Consider the following 26,730-nt stretch of genomic DNA (forward strand, 5'->3'; position numbering starts at 1 on the left):
AGTTTCTTCAAGCTCGCCGACGCCGAAGGTGCCCTTGCGGTGGCCGCCAATTCCCGGCCTGCCAAGGATCTGAACGATGCGATTGGGATCGAAACCGCAGGCACCGCCGCGATCGGCAAAAAGCCGAGGGGCGGGATCGATCTGGATGTCGCGAATGTCGAAGACGAACCCGATTTCATCCGCGTCGCAAACGGATGAGCCGCGGCTTGTTTTGATGTCTGACCCTCGGCGCCGCGGGCAAATTGCGCGCGATGCCGGGGGCCGGGATCGCAGACAGATTCATGGGCGGCCGGGCAAAGGGCCAAACCCATATTACACTGAAAGCCAGTTCGGCTTTCAGTGTAATTCCCCCGCGGGATGTTTTCAGAAACAAGAAGGGCTGCGGCTCAGAGCACCTTGTCGAGAACGGTTTTCAGCCGGGCCAGCGTGGCGTCGACATCGTAAAGCTTGTCGAGGCCGAACAGACCAAGCCGGAAGGTCATGAACCCTTCGGGTTCATCGCAGGCCAGCGGCACGCCGGCCGCGATCTGCATCCCTTCGGCGGCGAATTTCTTGCCATTCTGAATTTCGGGATCGTCGGTATAGCTGACCACGACCCCCGGTGCGCCGAAGCCTTCGGCAGCGACGGAAGTGACGCCTTTTTCGGCCAGCATCGCGCGGACGCCATCGCCCAGCGCCCATTGCGCCGCTTGCAGCTTGTCAAACCCGAATTGCCGGGTTTCCAGCATGGTGTCGCGGAAGGCGCGCAGCGCATCGGTAGGCATGGTGGCGTGATAAGCATGACCGCCATCTTCATAGGCCTGCATGATCGACCGCCATTTTTTCAGGTCCAGCGCGAAACTGTCAGAGGCGGTGTTTTCCAGCCGTTCAAGCGCGCGGTCGGACATCATCACCAACCCGGTCGAGGGCGAGGCCGACCAACCCTTTTGCGGCGCCGAAATCAACACGTCAACACCGGTTTTTGCCATATCCACCCATGCGCAGCCGCTGGCGATACAATCAAGTACCATCAACGCGCCGACCTCATGCGCGGCACTTGCCAGTGCGGCGATGTAATCCTCGGGCAGGATCAGCCCGGCAGAGGTTTCCACATGCGGGGCAAAGACCACATCCGGTTTCGCCTCGAGTATCGTCGCCACCACTTCGTCGACCGGAGCGGGGGCAAACGGGGCTTGAACACCGTTGCCGGTCTGACGCGCCTTGAACACAGTGGTTTTGGCGGCAAAGCCACCGGCGTCGAAAATCTGGCTCCAGCGATAAGAGAACCAGCCATTGCGCACGATCAACGCATGGGCATCGGCACCGAATTGGCGCGCCACTGATTCCATGCCATAGGTGCCACCACCGGGGATCAGCGCCACGCCTTGGGCGCCATAGACCTCTTTCAACATCCCCGAGATATCGCGCATCACCTGTTGGAAGACCGCCGACATATGATTGAGCGACCGATCGGTAAAGACAACGGAAAATTCCTGCAATCCATCTGGATCAACGGTATCAAGCAAAGCGGTCATGTCGGGACTCCCAAATTCGGTTTCATGTTGGGTAGCGCGGTTTGGCGGCTTTGTCCAAGTCTATGACGGTATGCAATCAACCCAGCGGGCCGGGGCGGCGTTCCTCGCTCATCAGCACGTTGGCTTCGACATCGCCCACCCCCGGCAAAGTCATGATCCGGCGCCGCAACACGCGTTCGAAATCGGCAATGTCGCGGGCGGTGATGCGCAGCCGGTAATCGAACATGCCAAGCACATGCTCGACCGTCTGCACCTCGGGGATGGCGGTCACGGCGCGTTCGAAATCTTCCAGGGAAACCCGCCCCTTGGTGGCCAGTTTCACGCCCAGGAACACGGTCACGCCGAAGCCTAGTTTTTCGCGGTCCAGATCAAGCTTGCGCCCGGCGATTACGCCACTGTCCTGCAATCGTTTGATCCGCCGCCATGTGGCGGGCTGCGACAGACCGAAACGGCGACCCAACGCGCCTGCGTTCTGGGTCGCGTCTTCGGCCAGGGCGCGCAGGATGCTGCGGTCAATGTCATCCAGTTCGATCATATCGGCAGGCGTTCGTCGGATTTGATCCGCGCCACATGCATCAGCGTTTCGATATCGGCGATATGCGGCAGCGTCAGGATACGCGAACGGTAAATGACCTGATAGTGGGCCATGTCGCGGGCGATGACCGACAACCGCACATCGACTCGGCCAAGGAAGGTCTGGATCTCGATCACTTCGGGAATGTCCCGCGCCGCGGCAAGGAATTCGTCGAAGGCCCGGGTCTGGGTTTTGTCGAGCGTGACGCGCAGGGAAACTTCGACCTCGAATCCAAGCGCCCGCCAGTCGATCACCGCACGCTGCCCCCGCAAGATCCCGCTCGCGCGCAGCTTGTCGAGCCGCCGCGACAACCGCGACGCGGTCAGGCCGATCCGGTCAGCCAGATCGGGCAACGATTGGTCCGGGTCGCTTTGCATATGGCGCAATATGCGCCGATCGAGATCATCAAGCATGATTTTTTCAATATCTTACAATCGGAAGAATGATCAATGCGATTATCGTACATTTTTCGCGGCAAACAGCCTCGCATTACCGCTTTCACAGCCTATGATCACCGCCAGAGTTAAAACTGGAAGGAGCGCCCAAATGCGCGTTTACTACGACCGTGATTGCGACATCAATCTGATCAAAGACATGAAAGTGGCGATTCTGGGCTACGGGTCCCAGGGCCATGCCCACGCGCTGAACCTGCGCGACAGCGGTGCCAAGAACGTCGTCGTGGCGCTGCGCGAAGGTTCGGCATCGGCCAAGAAAGCCGAAGGCGAAGGGCTGAAGGTCATGGGCATTGCCGAAGCGGCGGCCTGGTGCGACCTGATCATGTTTACCATGCCCGATGAACTGCAGGCCGAAACCTATAAGAAATACGTCCACGACAACCTGAAGGAAGGCGCGGCGATCGCGTTTGCCCACGGGTTGAACGTGCATTTCGGCCTGATCGAACCGAAAGCCGGCGTCGATGTCATCATGATGGCCCCCAAAGGCCCCGGCCACACCGTGCGCGGCGAATACACCAAAGGCGGCGGCGTGCCCTGCCTTGTGGCCGTGGATCAGGACGCATCGGGCAAGGCGCTGGAAATCGGCCTGTCCTATTGTTCGGCCATCGGTGGTGGTCGTTCGGGCATTATCGAAACCAACTTCCGCGAAGAATGCGAAACCGACCTGTTCGGTGAACAGGCGGTTCTGTGCGGTGGAGTCGTCGAACTGATGCGGATGGGTTTCGAAACCCTGGTCGAAGCCGGATACGCGCCGGAAATGGCCTATTTCGAATGCCTGCACGAAATGAAGCTGATCGTCGACCTGATCTATGAAGGCGGCATCGCTAACATGAACTACTCGATCTCGAACACCGCCGAATATGGCGAATATGTTTCGGGCCCGCGGATTCTGCCCTATGAGCAGACCAAGAAAGCGATGAAAGAGGTTCTGACCGACATTCAGAACGGTAAATTCGTGCGCGATTTCATGCTGGAAAACTCCGTTGGTCAGCCTTCGTTCAAAGCAACGCGCCGGATCAACGACGAACACAAGGTCGAAGAAGTCGGCGCCAAGCTGCGCGCGATGATGCCTTGGATCGCCGCCGGCAAGATGGTCGACAAAGAAAAGAACTAAGCGTCATACCAGATGCTTTGAAAGCCCCCGGTTCGCCGGGGGCTTTTTCTTTGGATCGTACATATCGGGTTGAAGCTGCGCTTAGAGCGGCAAACTCTGCATGGGGTAGAACCAAGTCAGCCCGTCACCGCCTGCCACAGGTTCAGCGCTGAGCGGGTTTCAAAAACGTCATGCACCCGCAACACCTGAACCCCTTGCGCCACCGCCGCCAGCGCCAGCGCCACCGATCCGGCAGCACGGTCCGCTGGATCGGGCGCATTGCCCAAGGTGCCGATGAATTTCTTGCGCGACACCCCCAGCAGGATCGGACAGCCAAGGCTGTGAAACAGGCTGATCCGTTTCAGCAAGGCCAGATTGTGATCCAGCGTCTTGCCGAACCCGATGCCGGGATCGACCATGATCTGCGTCCGGTCAATACCGGCGGCCAGCAACGCGTCGATCCTTGCGGCAAGGAAATCATAGACATCCAGCAGAACGTCATCGTAATGCGGCGCGGCCTGCATGGTTTCGGGATCGCCCTGCGCATGCATGACACAGACCGGTACCCCCTTGTTGCCGCAATAAAGGGCAAGCCCGGGATCGAAGGTAAACCCGGCTACATCGTTGACCAAATCGGCCCCCGCCTCGATCGCGGCTTGCGCCACCGGGCATTTGCGGGTGTCGATCGATATCGGCATCTCCATTTCTGCCCGGATCGCCTGAATCACCGGGGCGGTGCGGTGGATTTCGTCGTCAATGGGCACTTCGACCGCGCCGGGACGGGTCGATTCACCACCGATATCGATGATATCCGCGCCCTGCCCGGCCATTGTCCGGGCATGGGCCAACGCCCGTTCCGGCGCATCATACTGCCCGCCATCGGAAAAACTGTCCGGGGTGACGTTCAAAATACCCATGACACGCGGCGCCGAAATATCCAGTCCCGCGATGGGCGCATGAACGGCGGTCAGGCGCTGCAAAACCGCATCTGGCGCGTGCCGTGCGGGGCAACGCTGCGGCGCACGGTCGCGCGACAGGACTTCGACATCCTGAAACCAAGCCCAGCCGCCTGCCAGCGGATAGGCGTCATCTGGCCGGCAGGGATCAGATTGCACGAGAGGGCGATAATACTGTGTCATGGCACCCGAAATGCGCAATCACGCGACAAAACGCAAGCCTCAGAGCAGCCGCACATCAGACCCCAAGACCCGCAGCGGCAAGTCGGGCGCGTCGGGCAGGTCTTCTCCGATCACCAGCATGTCGGCAGCTTGTATTTGCCGGGCGAACCACAGCACCAGCGCCAGTGCATCATGCGGCGGGGCCGACGGGCCATCGACCGCATCCAGCACGATCTTGGATGGGGCCCAGACGCTGATCTGGTCGTTTTTCATCGCCCAATCCAGTTCGGTGCGCGTGTTCACCACCATGCAGCGCGAGTCACGCGCGGCCAGAACCCAGGCGTTTTGTTCGATCGACAGCAGATCTATTCGCCGCTGCGCCAAAGGATGATCCGCGTGCGGCGCGGACAGGTCGGGCGTGCCGATACACAGGATCGTCGGGCGGTGTTCCGCCTGCAACTGATCGATCCAGCCGGACAGTAGCGGCGACTGGATCGCGGCATTTGACAGGTAGACAACTTGCGGATGCGGGCGTTCTTCATCCAGCGGGGCGTCTGTCCGTGGCGCACGGGACCGGACGATTTCCACCCCCAACGCGCCCGGACCGCGATCCAGCTTTTCGATCCGCACAAAGACTCGTTCGGCCTGCGGTTCGGTCAGGATTCGCTGCGCAATCCGGTCGGCCAGCGTTTCCAGCAGATTAAGCCGTTCGGCAGCCAGTTCATGCGCGATCGCTTCGGTCACCTTGTCATAGGACAGGATGCGGTCGACATCGTCATCCACCGGCCCCGTGAGAGGCCGGACTTCAACCACGATATTGAAACAAATCCGTTGGGTCGTCCCGCGTTCGGCTTGAAACGCGCCGATTTCGACATCGACGATGTGATCGCGCAACGATATCCGGTCCAACGGCCCTTCGGGCGCAGTGCCTTCAGATCGTTCCGTCGGGTGGGCGAAAGCCCATTTGATTTCATGGCTCATGACGGTCTCCGGTCGCAGCGTTTTGGCGGCATCCTACCGGTGTAAGCAGCCGCAGTACATGCGCCTGCGGCAGAAGACACGCCAATCACGTCACGCAACCAACAACTCTGGTCAGTTTTGCGAAATCTCAGTCGATGAACGGTAGAAATGGTGCACACCGATCGTAGCGGTACGATCGAATTTTCGCGCCCAGCGCGGCAGAACCGCCTTAGTGTGGTAATAGGTGGCCCCCCCCGTCAATTCACGCGCAACGCCGTTCACCATCAGCTTGGCCACCTTGCCAACCTGACGATAGGCGTCATGTTCGACAATGACTTCTTGATGGCCGTCACAGGTATAGGTGAACTGGCACTGATATTTCCGGCCGGTGCCCTGATGCACCACATCGCAAACGGTATCGGGGAAACGCGGGCTGTCGACGCGGTTCATGATCACTTCGGCAACTGCGAATTGCCCCTTTACGCTTTCTCCGCGCGCTTCGAAATACAGCGCTTCGGCCAAGCATTGCCATTCCTCGCCACCCTTGGCGGCAGGCAGGCCCTGAAGGAAGCCACTGGTATAGGCGATCTTGGTCTTCTTGCGCGACGGGTTGAACAAGCCGTCAAGCTTGGCACCGCGCAGACCGAACAGGCCACGCTGTTCTTGTTTCAACACCTGATCGACTGGGGTTTCAGCCAAAGCAGGACCCGCCGTCAGAGCGGCCAGAAGGATCGCCAGAAAAATACGCATAATCTTGTTCTCCATACTGCAAGGGTCCGTTTGGACACGCAGAACAAGCGGTCACATATTCAAAAATGAACGTGTCGTCCACCCATAGGGGAAAAAGGCCGCAACGTTAAAAAAATCAACGGCAACAAACAAGTCATAAAATTGACAATAATTATTAATTTCACCAGAGCCTTAGGGCTTTTTGATGGTGATCCTGTCCTTTACGGCTAGTTGTGCCGCCGCCAAACGTGCAACCGGCACTCGGAATGGTGAACAGCTGACATAATTGAACCCGGCATCGCGGCAGAAGGCGATTGATTCGGGGCTGCCGCCATGTTCACCGCAGATCGACAGAACCAGATCGGGCCGCACCGCACGGCCCCGTTCGGCCCCGATTTGCAGCAATTCGCCAACGCCATCGGTGTCCAGATCGTGAAACGGGTCTTCGGGAAAAACACCCTGTTGCACATAGGTCGACATGAACCGCCCAGCATCGTCGCGCGACAATCCGTAAGTCATCTGGGTCAGATCGTTGGTGCCGAAAGACAGGAAGGAAACATGCGGCGCAATTTCACCGGCCCGCAGCGCAGCGCGCGGCGTTTCCACCATCACCCCCAGGCGATAGGTGAAATCCCGGCCTTTTTCATTGCGCACCGCAGCGGCCACCGCATCGACACGGGTCTTCACCAATTCGACTTCGCGCTTGGCGCTGACCAGCGGGATCATGATTTCCGGCACCACCGGTTCGCCTTCACGGCTAGCTTCGATCGTGGCTTCGAAAATCGCGCGCGCCTGCATGTCATAGATTTCCGGCACGGTGATGCCCAAACGCACCCCACGCATCCCCAGCATCGGGTTGTATTCGGTCAAGGCTTCGACCCGCCGGGTCACGTCCGACAGCGGCAGATCCAGCGCCTCGGCCAATTCCCGATGCCCGGCCCGGTCATGCGGCAGGAATTCATGCAAGGGCGGGTCAAACAGGCGGATACAAACCGGCTGCCCCTGCATGATGCGGAAAAGCTCGATGAAATCAGCGCGTTGCATCGGCAGCAACCGTTCCAGAGCCGCTGCGCGGTCCTGCGAAGTATCGGCGAAGATCATTTCGCGCATCACCGTCAACCGGTCGCCTTCGAAAAACATGTGTTCGGTTCGGCACAGCCCGATCCCCTGCGCTTTGAAATTGCGCGCGGTCTGCGCATCGGCGGGGGTGTCGGCATTGGCGCGCACACCGATATCGCGGAATTCATCCGCCCAGATCATCAGCGTCTGGAACGCATCGTCCTGCGCCGCTTTCATCAGCGGTGGTTCACCGGCCAAAATGTCACCATTGGTGCCATCGATGGTGATGATGTCGCCTGCGCGCAATTCGCGCCCGTCCGGTGCGGTTATAACTTTGCGGCGCAGATGGACTTTCAACGCCGAGGCCCCCACCACGCATGGCAACCCCATCCCGCGCCCGATCACCGCAGCGTGGCTGGTCATGCCGCCGCGTTCGGTCAGAACGGCAGCCGCCGCGTGCATACCGCGAATATCTTCGGGGCTGGTTTCGCGGCGCACCAGAACACAGGCCTCACCGTGGGCGGCGCTGGCCTGCGCTTCGGCTGCGGAAAACACGATCTTGCCGCTGGCCGCGCCCGGGCTGGCTGCGATGCCCGAAGCCAGCCGGTCGCGCGGCGCATCCGGGTCGACCTGACGGTGCAGCAATTCATTGATCGCCCGCGGATCGACCCGGGTCAGCGCTTCTTCACGCGGGATGATGCCATCTTCGGCCAGCGACACTGCAATACGGATCGCGGCATGGGCGTTGCGGGCCACCCGCACCCCGTCGAGAATATGAAGCCGGCCGTTTTCGATGGTGAATTCGGCCTGCATTTCTTCGCGCAGGCGTATCCGCATCAGTCTGGTATGTTCGATCAGTTGATCGAACGCTTCGGGGGCCAGTTCCTGCAACGACGGCCCGCGCGGATCGCGTTCCAGAAACAGCGCGGCCGATTGCTGCGCCAACGCGTCGCGGCCTTGGGATTGCGACAGGTAGCGGCCGGTAATCTTGCGATCCCCAGTCTTGGAATTGACCAGTTGGATCACCCCCGAACCGCATTCCCCCTGTCCCATGCCATGGGCCATTTCCTGCACCACCAGGCCAAGCCCGGCATCGGCGGGGGCCCCTTTGGCCTGCCGCAGCAGCCGCGCAGTAGTCCCTTCCCAGGCCCGCGCCATCGACCGCAGCACTTCCAGCAACTGAACCGCCGGGTCTTGCGGAAACTCTTCCTCGGTTTCTTCTTCGTAGGCGCGCAGCGTTTCGGTCAGGCTGTCGGGATCATCCTGCGCGATATGGTCGAACATATCTGGGTCCAGCCGGGCCACGTGAATCGCATAGGACTGGACAAAGCGCCGATACATCGCCGTGGCCGCATCCCGGCCCAATTGATCGCACAGGTCGATATACCGCGCGTCGTTGATGCCGATATTCAGGATGGCCCCCGGCCCGCCCCAATCGGGATCTTCCGAGGACGGGCGCACGCAAAGCAGCGCCTGATCACTGAACGGGGCCATCAGCGCCGCCATATCCGGCGATTCACCGGACGCGATCCGATGCACTTCATCAAAGCTCAGCGCGACGGTTTTCGGCACCGGCAAATCCAGTCGGACCAGACGCTGAAGACATTTCGCACGCCCGCCATGGGTCTCGTTGGCGACTGGCGCGGTGGGGGTGATGAAGGTGATGTCCTGATCTTGCTGCACTGCGGCGACCTTTCTTGGTTGACGCAGAATACGCCGGATCAGGGGCATGGCAAGCCCGATCGGGAATTCGGGCGATACGCCAATGCCCGATGCGGCTGAAATGCTGCTACGATGCCTGACTGGGGGGGGGATCCCTCGCCACCGGTCGTCAACACCCGCCTGCTTCCGCCCACGAAAACGCCCCAATCAAAGCGTTTCATCGTTCCTGAAATACTCCCGACGGAGGCGGTCCCGAAGGAAAATCCAGAAAGGATTTTCCCAAGGTATCAAGCGCCCGCAAAGGCACGCAATCTGATCAACGCCCGGCCACTCAGCCTTCGACCCGGGACAGATCGGCAACGCCAAGACAGATCTGCCGGATCCGTGCCAGAAGGTTGAGCCGGTTGCGCCGCACAACGTCATTGTCGGAATTCACCTGCACCGCTTCGAAAAACGCATCGATCGGGGCACGCAATCCCGCCATCCCGGTCATTGCGGCTTCGAAATCTTCGGCCTGCATCGCCGGGGTGATCACGGTTTCCGCCTTGTCCAACGCAGCGAACAAAGCCTTTTCCGCGTCGGTTTCAGCGAATTTCACATCCGCCCCGAAACTGTATTCGACACCGTCTTTTTCTTCGGCTTGAATCAGGATGTTGTTGGCCCGCTTGAAGCCTTGCAGCAGGTTTTCACCATCATCGGTTTTCAAGAACCCGCCCAGCGCATGGGCACGTTTGACCAGAAGCGTCAGATCATCATTGCCCGGCATGCCGAGGCAGGCGTCGATCACGTCATGGCGCAGACCTTCGTCGCGCAGATAAACCTTCAGCCGGTCATGCAAGAATGCCAGCAAATCGGTGGACAGGTCCGGCACCGCGTCGCCCACCGTGCGCAACAGCGATCCTTCGCCCGTTTCAGGGGTATCTTCCCTATCGTCGAACTTATCAAGCACCGCGCGGAAAGCGGCACCGAACACTCCATGATCTGCAATTTCGTCCAGCGTTTCTTCCAGCGCTTCGATTTCGCCCTCATTGGCCCCTTCGCGGTGCAGGTTGATCTTGTGCTTGAGCAACTGGCTGTCGATGAACTGATCAAGGTTGGCGCGGATATCACCCGCCAGCACGATCCGGATCACCCCCAGCGCCGCGCGGCGCAATGCAAACGGGTCTTTCGAACCGGTGGGTTTTTCGTCAATCGCCCAAAACCCGGTCAGCGTATCGATCTTGTCGGCCAAAGCCACCACTTGGGAAACAGCTGCCGCCGGCACGTCATCGGACGGCCCCAGCGGCGAATAATGGTCTTCACACGCCGCCGCGACCTCGGACGGAAGCCCCGCCGCTTGGGCGTAATACCGGCCCATCAGCCCCTGCAATTCGGGGAATTCGTAAACCATTTCCGAACTCAGATCGGCCTTGGCGACTTTGGCGGCCTGTTCGGCCAGATCCGGTTCGACCTGTAGCGCCGGGGCGATTTCGCGCGCCAAAGCGGCGATCCGGTCAATCCGCGCCGCCTGAGTGCCAAGACGGTTGTGGAATGTCACGTTTTTCAACTGTTCGGTCCAACGGGTCATTCCGGCCCGGGCTTCGCGCAAATCATTTTCCCAGAAGAATTTCGCATCCGACAACCGCGCCGACAGCACTTTCTGATTGCCCGCCAAAATGGTCGCGCCGTGATCGGAGGTTTCACGATTGGCCACGGTTACAAAGCGTTCGATCCGACCGGTTTTGGGGTTTTTCACAGAAAAGAATTTCTGATGTTCTTTCATCGAGGTCTGTAACACCTCGGGCGGCAGGTCGAGGAATTCAGCCCCGATTTCGCCCATCAGGACCACCGGCCATTCGACCAACCCCGCAACCTCGGCCAGCAGACCTTTGTCTTCGACCACGTCCAAACCGCTGGCAAAGGCCTGATTTGTCGCGTCATGCCAGATATGGTCGGCGCGTTCGTGCGCATCCAGGATCACGTGGTCGCGTTTCAGCTTGGCTGCGTAATCGTCGAACCCGGATACCGGGAACCGGCCCGCCCCCATGAAACGGTGGCCTTCGGTCATGTTACCCGCCTGGATGCCATCGACATCCATCGGCACGATGTCGGCCTCGCCGGCATCATTGGTCAGGATGCACAGGATCGAATGCAAGGGCCGCACCCACCGCAGGCTGCCCGTGCCCCACCGCATCGATTTCGGCCAAGGGAAGTTGCGAATGGTATTTTCCAGCACCTCGGCCACGATTTCCGACGCCGGGCGGCCCGGTTTTTCGATCACGGCAAAGAATACCTTGCCCTTCTTGTCGTCGCGTTCTTCCAGCTGGTCGCGGCTGACCCCGGCGCCGCGCAAAAAGCCCTCGATCGCCTTTTCGGGTGCATCAATGCGCGGCCCTTTGCGTTCCTCGCGCACGGTTGGGCTTTTGTCTAACAACCCCTCCAGCGCCAAGGTCAGGCGGCGCGGGGTCGAAAAGGCGGCAGCCCCTGCATAGGTCAGACCGGCCTCGACCAATCCATTGGTCACCAGCTTTTTCAGGTCTTCGGCCGCCCGCGCCTGCATCCGGGCGGGGATTTCTTCCGAAAAGAGTTCGATCAGCAAATCGGGCATGTCAGTAGCCTTCCGGGGGTGTTGGGCAATCTTCGGGGGCGGGTTCGCCGTTGAAAACGACCTCGCCGCAATGGTTGATCTGGTGCCAGACATATCCATGACCATCGGCGGTCACCGCGACCACGCGGTCGATACCGTAATGCACGTTCTGTTGACCGAGAAACGCCAGCGCGTCACCCTGTTCCAGCGCAGCACCCAGCTTTTTAGCATCGAAACAATCGAACCAGCCGGGCGCGACCAAGGGTTCTGCACCATCATAGATTTCATAGGTTTCGGTCAGCATAGCCTGACTGATCGGCGTGATAAAACAGGCGCGATAGCGGATCGGCGAACTATCGGAATCGATCGCCTCGAACCCTTCGTAAAGGATCGGTTCCGGCAGGCCGGTGATCAGTGACGTCATCTGCACGTCTTCCGTCCCCGTGGCCACGACCTTGTCATAATAGGCATAGACCTGAAGATAATACATGGCCACTCCGGCCACCAACGCCGTCACCACGATGAACCCCGCGAGTAATTTTCCGGTCATTCTGCCGCATATCCCCCGGCTTCGGTTTGCACGAAAGCATCGGCGCATTTTTTCGCCAAGGTCCGAACCCGGCCAATATAGGCCTGTCGTTCGGTGACAGAAATCACCCCGCGCGCGTCCAGCAGGTTGAACAAATGGCTGGCCTTGATGCACTGATCATAAGCCGGATGCGCCATCACGATACGTTTGCCGGTCTTGGGATCGTCATAGGGATGTTCAAGGATCGACTGGCATTCTGCTTCGGCTTCTTCGAAATGCTTCAGCAGCACGTCAGTATTGGCCACGTCGAAATTCCAGCGGCTGTATTCTTCTTCGGTCTGGCGAAACACATCGCCATATTTCAGCGCGGTCGGGGATTGCGGGTCGTTGTAAGGCATGTCCATCACATGATCGATGCCCAGCACATACATCGCCAACCGTTCCAGACCATAGGTCAGCTCGCCCGAAACCGGGTGGCAATCATGGCCACCGACCTGCTGGAAGTACGTGAACTGACTGACTTCCATCCCGTCGCACCAGACTTCCCAACCCAGTCCCCAGGCGCCCAGAGTCGGACTTTCCCAATCATCCTCGACGAAGCGGATGTCGTGCAGATCCATATCGATCCCGATCGCTTCCAGCGATCCCAGATAGAGATCCTGCAAATCGGGCGGGCTGGGTTTGATCAGCACCTGGTATTGGTAATAATGCTGCAACCGGTTGGGGTTTTCGCCATAACGTCCATCTGTCGGGCGGCGCGACGGCTGCACATAGGCGGCGGCCCAAGATTTCGATCCCAGCGACCGCAGCGTGGTGGCCGGATGAAACGTCCCCGCGCCGACTTCCATGTCATAAGGCTGCATCACAGCACAGCCTTTGTTCGCCCAGTAATTCTGAAGCCTCAGGATGATTTCCTGGAAACTACGCGGTTTGGTGATCGGTTCTGCCATAATCGCTGCCCTGTCGGCCTGTGTGGTGTCGCGTTTTTAATCGCTAGAAATCGCTGGCCCTAACTACGGCCCACATCGCGCGGGGTCAATTGCAGCCGTGTTCATATTTTGGATGCAAGCCTTTGCTAATTTGATAAAACGTCAATGAAGCGTTCATACTGCGACAGGCAAGGATTAGACGGATTATGATGAAACTATTGGTTTCGCTGTTATTTGCAGTGATGATGATGACCCGCGCCGCGTTGGCGCAACAAGATCTGGTCTGGGTCCAGATCGAAGCCCAACCGAATTTGAACACCGCCCAAGACCGCATTCGCGATTATTCTTCGTCGCTTGAGGATGTGAACGGGTTCGAAATGCCGGGCGGCTGGTACGCGATTGCGCTTGGCCCCTATGCGCGTGACGATGCCGAACAGGTTCTAGCGGTCCTGCGCGCCGAAGGCAAAATACCGCGGGACGCTTATATCGCCTTTACCAACGCCTATCGGCAACAATTCTGGCCGGTCGGTTCGGAAATGATGGCACAGGTGTCCCCCGTCACACCGCAGGGTCAAACCACCCCAACAGAAATGGTTGAGCCACAACCGGTTGTGCAGCAAGACCCCGACGAAACGCCGGCTCAGGCCCGCCGCAGCGAAGCCGAGCTCAGCAAAGACGAGCGCATGCAATTGCAGGTTATGCTGCAATGGGCCGGATTTTACGATTCCGCGATCGACGGCGCCTTTGGCCGTGGCACCCGCCGGTCGATGGGCGATTGGCAAGCGGCCTATGGCTATGACGCCACCGGCGTTCTGACCACCCGTCAACGCGCCGAACTGGAACGGCAATATTATGCGGTGCTGGAAGGAATGGACCTGCAACTGGTGCGCGATACCGAGGCGAGGATCGAAATGCGCTTGCCGCTGGGCGTGGTCAAGTTCAGCAAATACGAAGCCCCCTTTGCGCATTACGACGCCACCGGCGACATTGACGCAAAGGTGCTGCTGATCAGCCAGGCCGGCGATCAGAAAACGCTGTTCGGCCTCTATGACATAATGCAGACGCTGGAAATCGTGCCGCTGAACGGTCCGCGGGAACGCGACAAGGACAGCTTCGTGCTGATCGGCGAAAACGCCAAATTGATCTCGCACACCCAAGCCAGCCTGAAAGACGGGCACATCAAGGGCTTCACCCTGATCTGGCCCGCTGGCGACGAGGAACGTCGCAAGCGTATTCTGGGGCTGATGCAGGAAAGCTTCAGCCGGATGGACGGCGTGATGAGCCCGGCCGTCGGCGGCACGTCCGAACAAAGCGTCGACCTGCTGTCCGGCCTTGAAATCCGCAAACCCCGGCTGTCGCGGTCCGGCTTTTTCGTCGATGCCAAAGGGACTGTTGTGACCACCAGCGAGGCGGTGCAGAACTGCACCCGGATCACGCTGGAACACGGCATCGAAGCCGAAGTGATCGGCCGCGACGACGCGCTTGGCGTGGCGGTTTTGAAACCCAGCGTGGCGCTGGCCCCGGCCCAGGTGGCCGCGTTGCAAATCGCCGCACCGCGGCTGCAATCGGATGTGGCCGTGTCGGGCTATTCCTATGGCGGCGTTCTGGGTGCGCCGACCCTAACCTTCGGTACGCTGGCCGATCTGCGCGGGTTGTCGGGCGAAGAAGATCTGGCGCGGCTGGCGCTAAGCGCCCTGCCCGGCGATGTCGGCGGTCCGGTCTTTGATGCCGGCGGCGCGGTGATGGGGATGCTGCTGCCCAAGCCCGCAGGTGGCAAACAATTGCCCGACGATGTCAGCTTTGCGCTGGATGCCGGTGCCATCAACGGGATGCTGGCCGATCTGGGGCTGACCCCGGTTGCGACCGACACCCTTGGGCTGATGGCCCCCGAAGACCTGACCAAACAGGCCGGCAGCATGACCGTGCTGGTCAACTGCTGGTATTGATTTACCGGATCATCGAAAAACAAAAACCGGCGCTTCGGCGCCGGTTTTTCTTTGCGACGACCTTATCGATCCGCCCTGAAAAGGCCCTGTTATCCACGCCAGAAAGCGACTGTCAGCATCGCATAAACCACCAACAGTTCCAGCCGACCGATCAGCATCGCCAACGATAGCACCCATTTCGCGGTATCGTTAAGATCGGCGAATGTCCCCGCCGGACCGATGGTATCGCCCAATCCGGGGCCGATATTTGCCAGCGCCGAAGCCGCACCGGAAACCGCGGTGATGAAATCCAGACCGGTCATCCCAAGCACCACAGACAAAAGACCCAGTGTCACCAGAAAAAACACGAAAAATGACATGACCGAATTCAGCGCGTCATCGCTGATCTTGCGGCCGTCATAGCGCGGCACGAACACCCCGTTGGGGGACCGTGTTTTCTTCAACTGCGCTTTGATCGAGGCAAGCAGGATCTGGTAGCGGAATATCTTGATCGAACAGGCCGTCGAGCCAGCGCAACCACCGATCAAACCGGTGAAAAAGAACACCGTGATCAGCAGGTTACCCCACGCCATGTAATCGGCGCTGGCATATCCGGTGCCGGTGATAATCGAGGTAATGTTGAACACCGCCTCGCGGAAAGACGTTTCCCAGTGATGCGGAAAGACCGCCAGTAGCACCAAAGTCGTGAAAGCCACCAGCGCCACCACCACTAGGATAAAGCCATAGACTTGCTTGTCCCGCAGCAGGGCGGTGCGATGGCCGTTGACCATCTGGACGTACCGCACGAAGGGAAGCGCCGCCAGAACCATGAAAACCGCAGCCACATATTCCAACGGGCCGGAAAACGCGCTGAAGGACGCATCATGGGTGGAAAAGCCACCCGTCGAAACCGTGGTCAGCGCATGCACGGTCGCATCGAACGCTTCCATTCCCAGCATCATGTAGGTGAACAGACATGTCAGCGTCAGCGCAAAATAAATCACCGAAATCTGCGACGCGATTTCTGTTGCGCGAGGCAGAATCTTGCCCATCGTGTCGAAGCTTTCGGACCGGAAAATCTGCATTCCGCCCACCCGCAATTCGGGCAAGAACACCATCGCCACCACGATGATGCCGATCCCACCCAGCCATTGCAGAATACCGCGCCACAGCAACAATCCCTTGGGCATGGCATCGAGACCGGTAAAGACGGTCGCCCCCGTCGTGGTCAGCCCTGACATCGCTTCGAAAAATGCGTCCACCGGGCGCGCTTCGGTTTCCCCCAGCATGAAGGGCAGCGCACCGAACATCGGCAATGCCACCCAAACGCCCGTGGTCAGAAGGAAGGTTTGCTGGATCGACAGGCCTTCGCGCAAACCATTGCGACAGGCCAGCGCGGTCAATCCCCCGATTACCACGCTCAGTATTGCGCTTTCGGAAAAGCTGCGCCAATGGCCATGCCCTTCCGCTATATCGACCAACATCGGAGGCAGCATGGCCAACCCCAGCGCCGCGACCAGAAGGCCGATCACATACCCGACGGGTCGAAAATCAATCATGAATGCAGCGATGACCCGGGCGGCACAATCTGTCAAGCCGACTTACACATCGTATCAAAAACAAAGCCCCTCGCCGGAGATGCCGGCGTGGGGCCATGAAGGTCGCTGCTGTATGTCTAAACGGATCAGACGTAGAACATGTCGCGGAAGACATAGTAGGCGATGTTTTCGCGCTTCAATCCCATTGCAGCCAATTCCGCATCAGTCTTGGCGTTCAGCGCTTCGATTTCTGCGCTGCGCGACTTCTGTTCCATATAAGCGTTCATTCCGGTAGCAATACCGGCCATGAAATCATCGAAACGGACACGAAGGCCGGACTTTTCAACCGGCAGATTTGTTGCTTGAGTAGCCATTTTGGAAACCTCGGTTATCTTCTCTGGTTTCCTCCCTTGCTTCTTAATTTAGGTAAGCCTGACTGACTTTACCAATACCGTTTAGACATATCTGGCCTGCATTTGCTGCAACGCAGCAAATTTCACCTCAGACCGGCATGTTGTCTTGGGAATCTTCGCCGTCGGACGTGGTCTTGGCACTGGTTTCAGGCATGACCGGCGGTGCCGACGGTTTGCGGGTTTGGCGCGATTTGGCGGCCTGCGGCTTGGCTGCGCCATGCGACCTGGCAGTCGCAGGCTTGGTCGCGACTTTCCGTTTCGGTGCTGACTCGACGGTGGTTGCGGTCTCTGCCCCTGTTTGCGTCTTTGAGGCGGGTATCGCGGCCATCGACATTTTTGACAGCGCCTGCATCATCTCCATTTGGCATTCCAGGCTCAGCGACGCCAGACGAAAGAAGGCGGTCGACATTTGGTAAGGGTTCATGACGTGGATCATTTGCTATCCTTTTTTCGGAACAAAGGGCGTATTTTGAACCTAACTAGCGGCTGCATATTACAAGGTGATGAATGCTCCTATGCTTCATCAATCCGCTTGGCAAAGTCACGACAAACCACGCGATCCGGCCAAAACGGCGGATTTACCGCAATAAAGCGCCCGCTGTGCCCAAATTATAAGCACCAAAGCACCTCAAGATCAGCCGACGTGATACAGCGTGTTGAACAGTTTCGGATCAATGCTTTCGCTGGAAAAGGTTTCGCCTTCTGTCAGGATGCTGACGGCATCATGGCTGTGCAGACTTTCCTGATGGCTGGCCACAATGCGAAAATCACCAACGCGCGGGTCGTCTTCCAGATGCTGCGCGAATAGCCGCGCCGCGTCTTCGACAAAGATCGGATTGGCCGCGTTAAGTTCGGCAAAGGCCTGTTCATCTTCGCGTTTGACCATGACTTGCGTTTCGGTCGGTACCGCGGTGCGCACCATATCGATCAGGTCCTCGAACCAAAGACATTCACCGTCTTGCGCCACGACGGAAATCCGCGCCACTGACCGCTGCGAATGCGGCGTTGCCAGTTGGCCGCGAAATTGCCGCGCATGTTCGCTCAGTTCCAAAGAACACGGGCAGGTCGAGGAATAGACATAGTCGAGATGGATGATTTTTTTGCGCGTCCCTGCGGTTTCGATCAGTTCCAGCGCGATGTCGTAATATTGGAACCCTTCCAACCCCGACCGCAAGGAAGACAGTTTCACCGGATAGGAAAACCGCATCTGTATCCGCGCATCGAAACTGTCCAGATCGGTTTTGTAATCTTCCAGCGCCGCTTCGATCACTTCGAAGCTGAAGGTTTTTTCGGCATGCCGATAGAAGGACCGCATGATGCGGGACATGTTGATGCCCTTCTTTTCCGCCTCAAGGCTGACGGTGCCGGTAACGCTGGTTTCCAGCGACAGGTCCCCATCATCACGGGTGTGGAACCGGATCGGCAAACGGAAATTGGAAATGCCGACATGCTGAATGATCCGTTTCGCACCCCGGATCAGGCTGGCCGGTCCGTTTTGCAGATCGGGCAGGCTGTCTTTATAGCCGGAATCGACCGCGAAATCCTCGGGGTATTCGCGCCGCAATGCCGGGTAATTGCCCAATGCCGCATCGGGCAACAACCGCGAAACAGCCGGATCGAGATCGGCAATTTCTTCTGGCGTGGCCTGCGCCGCCCAATCTCTCAGCCGGGCCAAGGCCTGTTCCGCATCTTCGCGGCTGAGCGGTTTGTTGAGTTCGGGCATAAAGACGTTCATGTCCTGGCCTCCTGGGCAAACTGATAGCAATGCTAATTTAGGGCCGTCGGGCCGGTTTGCAAATTCCCGTCGTGATTTCACCCGAAAACGGCTGTTTGGACGCGGGCGACGATCCGCCCCCGCCCGGCCCGGAAATCACGCCCGTTCCAGCGCCTGTTTCAAATCGGCGATCAGGTCGTCGGGATCTTCCAGCCCAACCGAAAACCGCACCAGCCCGTCGGAGATCCCCAAAATATCCTTCTGATCCTGTGGCAGGCGTTGATGCGTGGTCGTCGCCGGATGGGTGGCGATGGATTTGGCATCTGCGAAATTATTAGAAATCGTGACGACCTCCAGCGCATTTAAAACCCGAAAACAGGCGTCTTTTCCGCCCTTGACCTCGAAGGTCAAAACGGTGCCACCCGCCGGGGCCTGACGGCGCGCCAATGCGTGCTGTGGATGATCCTCGTGGGTCGGATAGCGCACCGCAGTCAACTTTGTATGGCCTGACAGGTCCTCGGCAATCTGTTGCGCTGCCGCGGCCTGCGCACGAACCCTGAGCTCCATCGTTTCCAGCGCCTTCAGATGGGTCCAGGCGGTGAACGGGTTCATCGCCCCGCCGGTATGTTTGGCATAGGTTTCGATCGGACCACGGATCAGATCCTTGGGGCCGCAGATCACACCGCCCAACATCCGCCCCTGCCCGTCCACATGCTTGGTGGTCGAAATGATCGAAATATCCGCGCCACAAGCCTTGGCATAGGAAAAGACCGGCGTCGCCATCGCGTCATCGACCAGCACCAGCGCATCATTGGCATGCGCCAGATCGCAGACGTGTTTCAGGTCGATCACTTCCAGCGTCGGGTTGGAAATCGATTCCAGGAAAACCAGCGTCGTGTCGGGCCCGATCGCCGCCGCCCAGGCGGCGTTGTCGGTGCCATCGACCAGCGTGATATCGACTCCGAAGCGGCCCAAGATGTCCTGCAATACGTACAAGCAGGACCCGAACAACGCCCGCGACGCGACCACGTGATCCCCGGCTTTCAGCAGCGCGGTCAACGCCGCGTTCACTGCCGCCATGCCGGACGCGCAGGCAAACGCATCCTCATAGCCCAGATAGCCGGCAATCCGGTCCTCGAACATCGCCATGGTGGGATTGCCATAGCGGGCATAGATGAATTCGTCCTCGCCCGCCTTCTGGAACCGGGCCTCGGCCTGTTCGGCACTGTCATAGACGAAACCCTGGGTCAGGAATATCGCTTCGCTGACCTCTTTGTACTGGCTGCGACGAATGCCGCCATGAACCAGTTTGGTGCGCTTTTTCCAGCTTTCGTTCATATTTCGTCCTCCGGCACATCCTGCGCCAAATAAAAAAGCCCCGACGCGGCCAAGCGAAAGGGGCTCTTCCATCCTGACCTCTTTAGCGGAATGTTTAACGTGGCCCGCAATCCGGTAACAAATCGCCACATGGCGCTTCAATTACGCCGGTGCGCATTTCGCGTCAACCTTCACGGTTCTGTACCCTTGATTTAAGCAGCCCTCGGAAACGAAGCCAAATCCTTGGCCCAAGAGGCGCTGCTGCAGGACAAACAGCCCTTGTCTCTGGTTGCAAAAACCTCATCATGAAACCGATTTGAAGGAGCATGACATGTCAGACCAGATCGAACTATATTACTGGCCCACGCCAAATGGTTGGAAAATTTCCATCGCTTTGGAGGAAATGAACCTGCCCTACACCCTGCATCTGGTCAATATCGGCACCGGTGAACAGTTCGAACCCGATTTCCTGAAAATCGCACCGAACAATCGGATGCCCGCGATCATTGACCCCAAAGGGCCGGATGACGCGCCGATCTCGATCTTCGAATCCGGGGCCATCTTGCAATATCTGGCCCGCAAGACCGGCCAGTTCTATGGCGAAACCGAACGCGACCGGGTGGCGGTGGATCAATGGTTGATGTGGCAGATGGGCGGGGTCGGACCGATGGCCGGCCAGGCGCATCATTTCCTGAAATATGCCCCCGCGATGGACCCGCCCAACGATCTGCCCTATGCGCAGGACCGCTATCGCAACGAAGTCAGCCGGCTTTATCGCGTGCTTGATACCCAATTGGCCAAACATGAATACGCGGCGGGTGATTTTTATTCCATCGCCGATATGGCGATCTGGCCTTGGGCATCGCTGTGGAAAGGTCAGGAACAGGACCTTGAAAACAAACCCCACCTTGTGCGCTGGCTGGATCAGGTCGGGGCGCGCGAGGGCGTTCAGAAAGGCCGCGATCTGGCAGCGGATAAACGTGCCCGGCTCCAGGATCAAAAGGATGCGCAGAAGGTTCTGTTCGGGCAAAAAGGCTGAACCGATCAGGCGCGAAACGGGGTGTTTCGCGCCTGAATGCGCCTAGCCCTGATCCCCGCCCTGTTCCAGACCGTATTTCTTGAACAAGGAACCTTGGGTCATGAAGAACAAGAACACCGCTGCGGTCAGCCCGAAGGTTTTGAAATAGACCCAGGCTTCGGTGCTTTGGGTGCGCCAGATCGCTTCGTTCAGCACTGCCAGCGCAAAGAAAAATCCGGTCAAACGCCGGGTCAGCACCATCCAGCCTTCCTTGGTCAGCGGCAGATGGGCATCCATCAGGTCTTCGAGATAGCTTTTCCCGCGCAGCAGCCCGAACGAAAGCGCCCCACCGAACAGCAGATAGATCAGGGTCGGCTTCATCTTGAAGAACCTGTCATCGTTGAGCCAGACCGACATGCCGCCGAACACCACCACCAGAACCAGCGTCACCACCTGCATCTTCGACAGATGCCCGTTAAGCCGCCACAGCACCAGCGTGGACAGGATCAACAGCGGGATGAACCCGGCGGTGACCAGAATGAACCCACCATATTCGGTACCGCCGATGGTAAAGACCTTGTCCTTCAACACCAGATAGGCCGCGAAAAACGCTACGATGGGGCCGAATTCGAGCCCCGATTTGAGTAGCGGATTGATTTTCTTGCCTGCCATGAGATTTCCCGTCAGCTTCCCAGTTCAACTATGACCGCGCCCGCCGCGATCAAGGTCATCAGCGCAATTCTGCGCGGCCCCACCGTTTCCTTCAACACCAACCATCCGATCAGCGCCGCGAAAACGGTCGATGTTTCCCTCAAAACAGCAGCCTCGCCCACCTTGTCAAGCCGCGTGGCCAACATGATTGACCCGAAACTGAGAAACGCTACCAACGCGCCGAACACGCCGCGCAGCATCAACGGTGCCACCGCCGGGCGCTGCGCCATGTTGCGCCAGCGCAGGAAAGCAATGGGCGGCATGACCAAGCCATCGAACAGGAAAAACCACGCCAGAAAGGTGAACGGGTCGGCGGTGGCGCGAATGCCATAGGCGTCATAGGTGGTATAAAGCGCCACGAACAGGCCGGTGAAGCCCGCCAGCAGCAGCGCAATCCCCAGCGTATCGCGGTTCAGTTCCAGAAAGATCAGATTATACACCGCTAAGCCGAAAATCCCGGCCAGCAGGGTCGCGACCCCCAGCCATTGCACCAAGGTAAAGGTTTCCCCGAACAGGAAATAAGCCCCGATCACCGCAAACAACGGACCGGTGCCGCGCACCACCGGGTAAACCACGGTATAAGCGCCCTTGGTATAGGCGAAGGCTTGCAGGAATTTGTAACCGATATGGATAACGATCGCGGTGGCAAAAATCGGCCACATATGCGGTTCGGGCCAAGGCACGATAAATAACGCGATCGGTGCCGCCATCACCGCATAGCTGAAATCAATCGCCCCGCGCGACAGCCACGGATCGTGCCGACCCTTTTGCAAAGCCCCGAACACCGCATGCAGAAAGGCCGCCGAGAGGGCCAGTATCAAGGCAAGTTGATGTCCGGCTTCGGTGCCTTCCAGCCCGATCAGCCAAGCGCTCATATAACGCGGGGTTCAAACTGACCCGCAGCGATGTCGCGCAACCTTTCGACCCGTTCGGAAATGTCGATTTCCTGACCGTCATGGGACAGGACCGTGGTGCCACCGGCGGCGTCTTCGGCATAACCGTCGATCAAGGATGAAATCATCGAATCAACAACGAAACTGCTGCGATAGGCCCGCATCAGGCAGAAATCCTGAATCCGCGGGATCGCATTGTCCCTTTCGACATCCCAGATCAGACGCCCGGCACCGACAACTTCGTCACCATCGGTCACGATACATTCGGAATACAGAATCCGCCCCGCCGACCAATCGTCATCGCCAAGATAGGGATAGCTCAGGCGCGACGATTCCATCACCTCATCCACGGCCATGTGAATCGCCACGATATCCCAGCCGTGGTCGCCCTTTAATGTATCATGAATCTCAAGCATCAAGACCTGTCAGCGCCTTTGCAAATTCTTCGGGGTCAAAGGCTTGCAGATCGTCGATCTGCTCGCCCACGCCGATCGCATGGATCGGCAGGCCGAACTTGTCGGCCAGCGCCACCAGAACGCCGCCCTTGGCTGTGCCGTCGAGCTTGGTCATCACCAGACCCGACACATCGGCCAGTTTCTGGAACGTCTCGACCTGACTCAGTGCGTTCTGGCCGGTGGTCGCATCCAACACCAGCAGCGTGTTATGCGGTGCGGTTTCGTCTTTCTTGCGGATGACCCGGACGATCTTGGCCAGTTCCTCCATCAGGTCGGCACGGTTTTGCAACCGCCCGGCCGTATCGATCAACAACAGATCGGCCCCGTCGGCTTCGGCCTTGGTCATTGCATCGAAAGCCAATGATGCCGGGTCCGAACCTTCGGGCGCGGTCAGCACCGGCACCCCGGCGCGGTCGCCCCAGACCTGCAACTGTTCCACCGCTGCGGCGCGGAACGTGTCGCCCGCCGCGATCACCACCGATTTGCCGGCAGCGCGGAATTGGCTGGCCAGTTTGCCGATGGTGGTGGTTTTGCCCGACCCGTTCACACCGACAACCAGAACCACTTGCGGTTTTTTCGGATAGATCGGCAGCGGCTTGGCCACCGGGTTCATGATGCGGGCGATTTCATCGGCCAACAGGCCCTTGATTTCGGCAACTGACAATTTGCGGCCAAAGCGTCCTTCGGCGATATTGGCGGTGACGCGCAACGCGGTATCGACCCCCATATCGGATGCGATCAACAGCTCTTCGAGCTGTTCAAGCATGTCATCGTCAAGCACCCGGCGGGTAACCGTCTTGGCATCCTTGCGGCCAATGATCCGGCCCAGCAGGCCCGGCTTGGCTTCGGCTGGCGCAGTGTCTTGCGACGGTTTGGGTTGTGACGGTGTTGATTCCGCCGATTGTTCCGGTTTCGGGTCCGGTATGACCGGGGCAGGTTCGGAAACGGCAGCCGGTTCAGGCTCAGGTACGGCTTCGGGCTGCGGCAAGTCTTGGCTGACCGCGTCCGGCGTATCAGCCGCTTCGGTCTCGCCGCCGTCTTCAACGATGGAATCCAATCCGTCCTCGATCCGGGACGAGGTTTTCATCAGCCGCTGTTTGAGTTTTCCAAAAAAAGACATCGGGGGGATTCCGTAGGGATTTGAATTGACCTAGCCACTCTGACCCGGCATTGGAAGCCCCGGGCCTTATTTCCTTGGGGATAGCACTGTGGAAAACCCTGTGGGGCGGCGTGTATTTTTACCCCATAAACCCCATGAAAAGAAGAACTTGCGCGACGTAGTAAAAGAACCAGATCAAGAATGGCGCCAGCCGCCCGAACCAACCACCAGAAAGCACGAAAAGCATCACCGACAGGATCAGATCGGACAGAATAAAGCTCAGCGCCCCGGCCAGGATCGGGAACCGAGGAATCGGTAATTGCGCCGCGATACCGCCCATCCCCAAGATCAGCAGGACATAGAACCGCACCGGTCCCTTCAACGATCCGCAATGCGGAATCAGCCAGATTTCGGTCGACAGCCCCAGCAAAAGCAGCGCCAAAGGTATCGCCCAACCGATCCAGTCGGCACCGAATTGCGGGTCGAACCCGCCCCCCAAGGCCAGAGCATAGAAAATATGGCCCAGCGCAAAGGCCGCGATGCCGGATTTCAGCCATGCCTCGCCGGGGCGCGACAGCAGGAAATCCCCCGCCACGCAGGCCCATAGCCCCGCCAAGGCCCAGCCCGGCGCCCCGGCAAGGCTGACCCCAAGCGCGGGCACCGCTACCGCGCCGGTTTTGACCAGCGTTTTGATCGCCCCCGGCCCGCGCCAGCAAAATCCGATCAGATATGCAAAAGACAGCACCCCGCCGATCAGCAGAAAACCGGGTGCGATACCATAGGGTGCTGTCGTCATCATGAAATCGGTCCCATCCCCTGCCGCAAACCAACACGCGCAATTGTGACTTGGCCTTTGGCCATTTGTTGCTCAGGATGGCGGGATGAAATGGATTATGCCACTGCTATTTTGCGCCGCCCCGTTGCAGGCCGAACAGGCCATGTCGGGAGCGGAGTTTGACGCCTATACGCGCGGCAAGACGTTTTATTACGCCGATGACATGGCCCCCTATGGCGGCGAGGAATATCTTGAAAATCGCCGAGTACGCTGGTCCTTTCTGGATGGCGAATGCAAGGATGGTACATGGTATGAATCCGGCGAAATGATCTGTTTCGTCTATGAAGACGGACCCGACCCGCAATGCTGGACCTTTTTCCAAAGCCCGGAGGGATTGGTGGCCCGGTTTGAAAACGATCCCGATCAAACCGTGCTCTATGAGGTCAATAAATCGGATGAACCGATGCTGTGCCTCGGGCCGGATGTCGGGGTATAGTTTTCATTTTACAATATTATTCGGCGACATGTTGGGCCTGAAGAGTAAATAAATGTCTATATAGAACATTTCTGCGGGATCGCCGAAAGAATTGCCGCCGCATGGGCTTCGGGCTAGCTTGGGGCGTGTGATCCACCACCCGCAGGAATGCCCAATGGTCCTTTTCACCCTTGCCACGCTGGTCCCCGCCTGTCTGCTGATCCTGTCGGCGCTGTTCGGCGGGGTGTGGGTACTGATCGCGTTGCTGTTCATCACCGTTTTCACCCTCTGCATGGACCGGCTGCTTTTAACTGCCGAAACATCCCGCCCCGATGCCGAATTTCCCGCCGGTGACGGGTTGTCGGTTTTGCTGGCGCTGCTGCATCTGCCGATGCTGGCGTTGGCGGTCTGGGCGATTGGCGGCGATAGCGGCATGGGCGGATGGGAACGCGCCGGGCTGTTGGTGGGGTTTGGATTGTTTTTCGGCCAGATCAGCCATCCCAACGCGCATGAATTGATCCATCGCGGTAATCGCTGGTTCGCCGGGCTGGGCAAGATGGTCTATATCACCCTGCTGATCGGGCATCACATTTCGGCGCATCTTCTGGTTCATCACATCCATGTGGCCACCGCCGCCGATCCCAGTTCCGCCCACAAGGGCGAAGGGTTCTGGCGCTTTGTCAAACGCGGCTGGATCGGGCCGTTCAAGGCCGGGTTGATGGCGGAAAACCGGCGCCGTGCCCGGATTGGCCGAAAATCGATCCTGAGCCACCCCTATACCCACTATGTCGTCGGTGCCGCCGCGACCCTGACGATCGCCGCCGCGTTCTGGGGCGCCGGAGGATGTGCCGCGCTGATCGGGGTGGCGGGCTATGCCCAGTTGCAGATGCTGCTGTCGGATTATGTTCAGCATTACGGGTTGCAGCGCGGGCTGGGCGCGAATGACAAACCGGTTGCGGTCGGACCCGACCACAGCTGGAACACCCCGCACCGCTATTCCAGCGCGATGATGCTGAACGCGCCGCGCCATTCCGATCACCACATCCATCCGGCCCGGCATTACCCGGCTTTGCGGCTGACCCCCGATATGCCGGTGCTGCCGCATTCGCTGCCGGTGATGGCCGTGATCGCCCTGTGGCCCGGATTGTGGCGCAAGGTGATGGACGCGCGGTTGGCGGCGTTGGGATTGTAGGGGGCTGTCTGCCCCCT

Annotated in this window: 26 protein-coding genes and 1 riboswitch; of the genes, 6 read left to right on the forward strand and 20 right to left on the reverse strand. The window is 59.0% G+C overall.

Features of this window, described 5'->3' with window-relative positions; all coding sequences use genetic code 11:
• Window positions 1-198 (forward strand): hypothetical protein (locus tag TG4357_RS19490; protein ID WP_058262702.1); only part of this gene is annotated, 198 nt, incomplete at its 5' end.
• A 188-nt stretch (window positions 199-386) separates the two neighbouring features.
• Here TG4357_RS19490 and TG4357_RS09720 read toward each other — a convergent pair.
• The 3 genes from TG4357_RS09720 to TG4357_RS09730 form a co-directional block, all read right to left on the reverse strand.
• Complete coding sequence (locus TG4357_RS09720; RefSeq protein ID WP_058262703.1) at window positions 387-1,514, reverse strand: aminotransferase class V-fold PLP-dependent enzyme; 1,128 nt, start codon at window positions 1,512-1,514, stop codon at window positions 387-389.
• 76 nt (window positions 1,515-1,590) lie between these two features.
• Window positions 1,591-2,049, reverse strand: a complete 459-nt coding sequence (locus TG4357_RS09725; protein WP_058262704.1) for an Lrp/AsnC family transcriptional regulator — start codon at window positions 2,047-2,049, stop codon at window positions 1,591-1,593.
• Window positions 2,046-2,501 (reverse strand): Lrp/AsnC family transcriptional regulator, encoded by a 456-nt coding sequence (locus TG4357_RS09730; RefSeq protein ID WP_058262705.1) that lies wholly within the window; start codon window positions 2,499-2,501, stop codon window positions 2,046-2,048. The genes TG4357_RS09725 and TG4357_RS09730 overlap by 4 nt, the downstream gene beginning before the upstream one ends.
• Window positions 2,502-2,634: 133 nt before the next feature.
• On the opposite strand from TG4357_RS09730, the gene ilvC reads away from it, so the two are divergent.
• A complete protein-coding gene (gene ilvC, locus TG4357_RS09735; RefSeq protein ID WP_058262706.1) occupies window positions 2,635-3,657 on the forward strand; it encodes a ketol-acid reductoisomerase in 1,023 nt (340 codons plus the stop codon).
• Window positions 3,658-3,773: 116 nt separating this feature from the next.
• Here the strand turns inward: ilvC and folP are convergent, their stop codons facing one another.
• The 7 genes from folP to TG4357_RS09770 form a co-directional block, all read right to left on the reverse strand.
• The gene (folP, locus tag TG4357_RS09740; protein WP_058262707.1) at window positions 3,774-4,775 is read right to left on the reverse strand and encodes a dihydropteroate synthase; all 1,002 of its coding nucleotides are present in this window, start codon (window positions 4,773-4,775) and stop codon (window positions 3,774-3,776) included.
• A 39-nt stretch (window positions 4,776-4,814) separates the two neighbouring features.
• Entirely contained in the window at window positions 4,815-5,735 is a 921-nt protein-coding gene (locus tag TG4357_RS09745) for a dihydroneopterin aldolase (RefSeq protein WP_058262708.1), read from the reverse strand.
• A 111-nt stretch (window positions 5,736-5,846) separates the two neighbouring features.
• Window positions 5,847-6,464 (reverse strand): cell wall hydrolase, encoded by a 618-nt coding sequence (locus TG4357_RS09750; protein WP_233487468.1) that lies wholly within the window; start codon window positions 6,462-6,464, stop codon window positions 5,847-5,849.
• A 171-nt stretch (window positions 6,465-6,635) separates the two neighbouring features.
• Window positions 6,636-9,233 carry a pyruvate, phosphate dikinase gene (ppdK, locus tag TG4357_RS09755; protein ID WP_058262710.1) on the reverse strand — a complete coding sequence of 866 codons (2,598 nt, stop codon included), beginning with the start codon at window positions 9,231-9,233 and terminating at the stop codon, window positions 6,636-6,638.
• 262 nt (window positions 9,234-9,495) lie between these two features.
• The gene (gene glyS / locus TG4357_RS09760; protein ID WP_058262711.1) at window positions 9,496-11,751 is read right to left on the reverse strand and encodes a glycine--tRNA ligase subunit beta; all 2,256 of its coding nucleotides are present in this window, start codon (window positions 11,749-11,751) and stop codon (window positions 9,496-9,498) included.
• A gap of 1 nt (window position 11,752) precedes the next feature.
• On the reverse strand, window positions 11,753-12,280 hold the full coding sequence (locus TG4357_RS09765; RefSeq protein WP_058262712.1) for a DUF6446 family protein: 528 nt from the start codon (window positions 12,278-12,280) through the stop codon (window positions 11,753-11,755).
• Entirely contained in the window at window positions 12,277-13,209 is a 933-nt protein-coding gene (locus TG4357_RS09770) for a glycine--tRNA ligase subunit alpha (protein ID WP_058262713.1), read from the reverse strand. The genes TG4357_RS09765 and TG4357_RS09770 overlap by 4 nt, the downstream gene beginning before the upstream one ends.
• A 185-nt stretch (window positions 13,210-13,394) precedes the next feature.
• Between TG4357_RS09770 and TG4357_RS09775 the strand changes: the two genes are divergently transcribed.
• Window positions 13,395-15,134: a serine protease gene (locus TG4357_RS09775; protein WP_139193676.1), complete on the forward strand. Its 1,740-nt coding sequence runs from the start codon at window positions 13,395-13,397 to the stop codon at window positions 15,132-15,134.
• 89 nt (window positions 15,135-15,223) lie between these two features.
• On the opposite strand, the gene TG4357_RS09780 is transcribed toward TG4357_RS09775, so the two are convergent.
• The 5 genes from TG4357_RS09780 to TG4357_RS09800 form a co-directional block, all read right to left on the reverse strand.
• A complete protein-coding gene (locus TG4357_RS09780) occupies window positions 15,224-16,672 on the reverse strand; it encodes a TrkH family potassium uptake protein (RefSeq protein ID WP_058262714.1) in 1,449 nt (482 codons plus the stop codon).
• Between the two features lie 125 nt (window positions 16,673-16,797).
• Window positions 16,798-17,025 carry a hypothetical protein gene (locus TG4357_RS09785; RefSeq protein ID WP_058262715.1) on the reverse strand — a complete coding sequence of 76 codons (228 nt, stop codon included), beginning with the start codon at window positions 17,023-17,025 and terminating at the stop codon, window positions 16,798-16,800.
• Between the two features lie 127 nt (window positions 17,026-17,152).
• Window positions 17,153-17,500, reverse strand: a complete 348-nt coding sequence (locus TG4357_RS09790) for a hypothetical protein (RefSeq protein WP_058262716.1) — start codon at window positions 17,498-17,500, stop codon at window positions 17,153-17,155.
• 198 nt (window positions 17,501-17,698) lie between these two features.
• On the reverse strand, window positions 17,699-18,799 hold the full coding sequence (gene folE2 / locus TG4357_RS09795) for a GTP cyclohydrolase FolE2 (RefSeq protein ID WP_082644118.1): 1,101 nt from the start codon (window positions 18,797-18,799) through the stop codon (window positions 17,699-17,701).
• Between the two features lie 135 nt (window positions 18,800-18,934).
• Entirely contained in the window at window positions 18,935-20,116 is a 1,182-nt protein-coding gene (locus TG4357_RS09800; protein WP_058262718.1) for an aminotransferase class I/II-fold pyridoxal phosphate-dependent enzyme, read from the reverse strand.
• Window positions 20,117-20,177: 61 nt separating this feature from the next.
• A riboswitch (SAM riboswitch) is annotated at window positions 20,178-20,255 on the reverse strand.
• 171 nt (window positions 20,256-20,426) lie between these two features.
• Here TG4357_RS09800 and TG4357_RS09805 point away from each other — a divergent pair.
• A complete protein-coding gene (locus TG4357_RS09805) occupies window positions 20,427-21,134 on the forward strand; it encodes a glutathione S-transferase family protein (RefSeq protein WP_058262719.1) in 708 nt (235 codons plus the stop codon).
• Between the two features lie 42 nt (window positions 21,135-21,176).
• Here the strand turns inward: TG4357_RS09805 and TG4357_RS09810 are convergent, their stop codons facing one another.
• The 5 genes from TG4357_RS09810 to TG4357_RS09830 all read right to left on the reverse strand — a co-directional run bounded on the left by TG4357_RS09810 (window position 21,177) and on the right by TG4357_RS09830 (window position 25,070).
• Window positions 21,177-21,785 (reverse strand): inner membrane-spanning protein YciB, encoded by a 609-nt coding sequence (locus tag TG4357_RS09810; protein ID WP_058262720.1) that lies wholly within the window; start codon window positions 21,783-21,785, stop codon window positions 21,177-21,179.
• 11 nt (window positions 21,786-21,796) lie between these two features.
• The gene (locus tag TG4357_RS09815) at window positions 21,797-22,699 is read right to left on the reverse strand and encodes an EamA family transporter (RefSeq protein WP_058262721.1); all 903 of its coding nucleotides are present in this window, start codon (window positions 22,697-22,699) and stop codon (window positions 21,797-21,799) included.
• The gene (locus TG4357_RS09820) at window positions 22,696-23,133 is read right to left on the reverse strand and encodes a hypothetical protein (RefSeq protein WP_058262722.1); all 438 of its coding nucleotides are present in this window, start codon (window positions 23,131-23,133) and stop codon (window positions 22,696-22,698) included. Before TG4357_RS09820 ends, TG4357_RS09815 begins: the two co-directional genes overlap by 4 nt.
• Complete coding sequence (ftsY, locus tag TG4357_RS09825; RefSeq protein WP_058262723.1) at window positions 23,126-24,292, reverse strand: signal recognition particle-docking protein FtsY; 1,167 nt, start codon at window positions 24,290-24,292, stop codon at window positions 23,126-23,128. Before ftsY ends, TG4357_RS09820 begins: the two co-directional genes overlap by 8 nt.
• 118 nt (window positions 24,293-24,410) lie before the next feature.
• Window positions 24,411-25,070, reverse strand: coding sequence for a lysoplasmalogenase family protein (locus TG4357_RS09830; protein ID WP_058262724.1), 660 nt, complete (start codon window positions 25,068-25,070; stop codon window positions 24,411-24,413).
• 94 nt (window positions 25,071-25,164) lie between these two features.
• Between TG4357_RS09830 and TG4357_RS09835 the strand changes: the two genes are divergently transcribed.
• Together TG4357_RS09835 and TG4357_RS09840 are read left to right on the forward strand one after the other, a co-directional pair.
• Entirely contained in the window at window positions 25,165-25,542 is a 378-nt protein-coding gene (locus TG4357_RS09835) for a hypothetical protein (RefSeq protein ID WP_233487469.1), read from the forward strand.
• A gap of 154 nt (window positions 25,543-25,696) precedes the next feature.
• Window positions 25,697-26,713, forward strand: coding sequence for an alkane 1-monooxygenase (locus TG4357_RS09840; protein ID WP_058262726.1), 1,017 nt, complete (start codon window positions 25,697-25,699; stop codon window positions 26,711-26,713).
• Window positions 26,714-26,730 lie beyond the last annotated feature (17 nt).

The organism is Thalassovita gelatinovora (genome assembly GCF_001458355.1).
GTDB classification, from domain to species: domain Bacteria; phylum Pseudomonadota; class Alphaproteobacteria; order Rhodobacterales; family Rhodobacteraceae; genus Thalassobius; species Thalassobius gelatinovorus.